The 2765-nt window shown below is 62.9% G+C and carries 1 protein-coding gene and 1 pseudogene; both read right to left on the bottom strand.

The window, feature by feature from the left end; all coding sequences use genetic code 11:
• Positions 1–1090: pseudogene (locus I5W_RS24660) on the bottom strand (glycogen debranching protein); the annotation flags it as partial.
• 2 nt (positions 1091–1092) lie between these two features.
• Positions 1093–2765: 1,4-alpha-glucan branching protein GlgB (gene glgB, locus I5W_RS24655; protein WP_044531234.1), on the bottom strand; the 1673-nt coding region annotated here is incomplete at its 5' end.

Below are 2765 nucleotides of genomic sequence, written 5' to 3'. Positions count from 1 at the left end.
CGGATCGAACCATGCGGCTCGCGGCCCAGAGTGGAGCCCAGGTCGAAGCGGAAGCCGTCGATGTGGAACGATTGCGCCCAGTAGCGCAGCGAATCCAGCACCATCTGCAGTACTCGCGGATGCGACAGGTTCAAGGTATTGCCGCAGCCGGTATCGTTGATGTGGTAACGCTCCTGGCCCGGCAGCAGGCGGAAGTAGCTGGCATTGTCCAGGCCACGGAAGGACAGCGTGGGCCCCAGTTCGCTGCCGCAACTGGTGTGGTTGTAGACCACGTCCAGGATCACTTCGATGCCGGCGCTGTGCAGGCGACGCACCGCCATGCGCAACTCGTTGGGGTCGCCCATGGACATGTAGGATGGCTCCGGCGCGAAATAGGACAGCGTGCTGTAGCCCCAGTAATTGTGCAGTCCGCGCTCGACCAGGAAGCTATCCTGCAGGAAGGCGTGGATGGGCATCAGTTCCAGCGTGGTCACGCCCAGCCGCAAGAGATGATCGATGAAGGCCGGATCGGCCAGCGCGGCGAAGGTGCCGCGCTCATGCGGCAGCAGATCTTCGCGCAACTTCGAGATGCCCTTGACATGGGCTTCGTAGATCACGGTCTTGTTCCAGGGCACCTGCGGCAGGCGGTCGTGTTCCCACACGAAGGCATCGTCCATAACCATGGCCTTGGGCATGGCGGCGGCACTGTCGCGCCGGTCGAAGGACAGATCGGCGCGCGCCGAATGCAAGCGGTAGCCATACAGCGCATCGGTCCAGCGCACCTGGCCCACCAAGCGCTTGGCATAGGGATCCAGCAACAGCTTGTTGGGGTTGAAGCGATGACCACGGTTGGGTTCATACGGACCATGGGCGCGCAAACCATAGACCAGGCCCGGCGCGGCACCGGGCAGGTAGCCGTGCCATACCTCATCGGTGCATTCGGGCAGGGTGATGCGCTTCACTCGCGCTTGCCGGAGGGATCGAACAGGCACAGATCGATGCGGGTGGCATGGGCCGAGAACACCGCGAAATTGACTCCCAGACCATCGGAAGTCGCGCCCAGGGGATAAGGCAGGCCTGGCATCAGGCGATCAGGAAAGGCGACGCTCATTCTCAGGGCTCTCTACGCAGGATCAGGGTGGACAGCGGCGGCAGGTTCAGTTCGATGGACACCGGGTAGCCATGCCAGCCCGACTCCTGCACCTGCACCTGTCCCATGTTGCCGCTGTTGCTGCCGCCATAGACGGCGGCGTCGGTATTGAGTACTTCGCGCCAGACCCCATTGTGACCGGGGCCAATCGGTGGCACGCCGATGCGATAGGCGCTGCGCGGTACCGGTGTCAGGTTGACCACCACCAGCACCGGCGGCCCCTCCTCGCCATAGCGGAAATAGGCCAGCACGCTATTGACGCTGTCGTCCCCCACCGCCCAGGAAAAGCCATCGGCGCGGCAATCGCGCTGGTGCAGGGCCGGCTCGCTGCGGTAGAGGTGATTGAGGTCGCTGACCAATTGCCGCAATTGGCGATGGCCGGCCGGATGGTCGCCATGCTCATCGAGCAGATGCCAGTACGGCGACTTGTCGTGATCGAACTCGTCGGGCTGGCCGAATTCACTGCCCATGAAGAGCAGCTTCTTGCCCGGATGGGTCCACATGAAGCCGTAATAGGCGCGCACATTGGCAAAGCGCCGCCATTGGTCGCCCGGCATCTTGTTCAACAAGGCGCGCTTGCCGTGGACCACTTCGTCGTGCGATATCGGCAAGATGAAGTTTTCCGAGAATCCATATAAAAGACCGAATGTCATGTCGTGATGGTGGTAACGACGAAACAGCGGGTCATGCTGCATGTAGCGCAGGGTGTCGTTCATCCAGCCCATGTTCCACTTGTAGCTGAAGCCCAGGCCGTGATGGTCGGCCTCTTCCTTGACCGCAGCGGTGACGCCCGGCCAGGAAGTGGATTCCTCGGCGATCATCAAGGCCCCCGGACAGCGCTGCGCCACCACGGTATTGAGTTCGCGCAGGAAGGCCACGGCTTCCAGGTTTTCGCGTCCGCCGTGGATGTTGGGCACCCACTCACCGGACTTGCGGCTGTAGTCGCGATAGAGCATGGATGCCACGGCATCCACGCGCAGGCCATCGACATGGAAGTGTTCCAGCCATTCCAGCGCACTGGCGATGAGAAAGCCGCGCACTTCATTGCGACCGAGATTGAAGATCAGGGTATTCCAATCTTGATGGAAGCCTTCGCGCGGGTCGGCGTGTTCATACAGGGCGGTACCGTCGAACTGCGCCAGTCCATGTTCGTCGCTGGGGAAGTGCGCCGGCACCCAGTCCAGCAGCACGCCGATGCCGGCCTGGTGGCAGCGATCGACGAAGGCGGCAAAGCGCTCCGGCTTGCCAAAGCGGGCGCTGGGAGCAAACATGCTGATGGGCTGGTAACCCCAGGAACCGCCGAAGGGGTGCTCCATCACCGGCATGAGCTCGATATGGGTAAAGCCCATGGCAACTACGTAGGGGATCAACTGCTCGGCCAGTTCATCCCAGTTCAGGTTGCGGTGCGCCTGTTCGGGAATGCGGCGCCAGGAAGCCGGGTGCAGCTCGTAGATCGACATCGGCGCGGCGAGTGACTGACGCTGCGCACGTTCGGCCATCCACTGCTGGTCCTGCCACAGATAAGGCCGGGCGTCGGCCACCACCGAGGCGGTGGCCGGTGGTGCTTCGGTGGCGCGTGCCACCGGGTCGGCCTTGAGCGGCAAGAGCACGCCGCCGCGCCCGAGGATTTCGTATT

This window comes from Herbaspirillum sp. B65, from assembly GCF_000333555.1.
GTDB lineage: Bacteria > Pseudomonadota > Gammaproteobacteria > Burkholderiales > Burkholderiaceae_D > Herbaspirillum > Herbaspirillum rubrisubalbicans.
The sequence above is the reverse complement of the archived record's forward strand: the minus strand, read 5'-3'. Positions and strand labels throughout refer to the sequence as shown.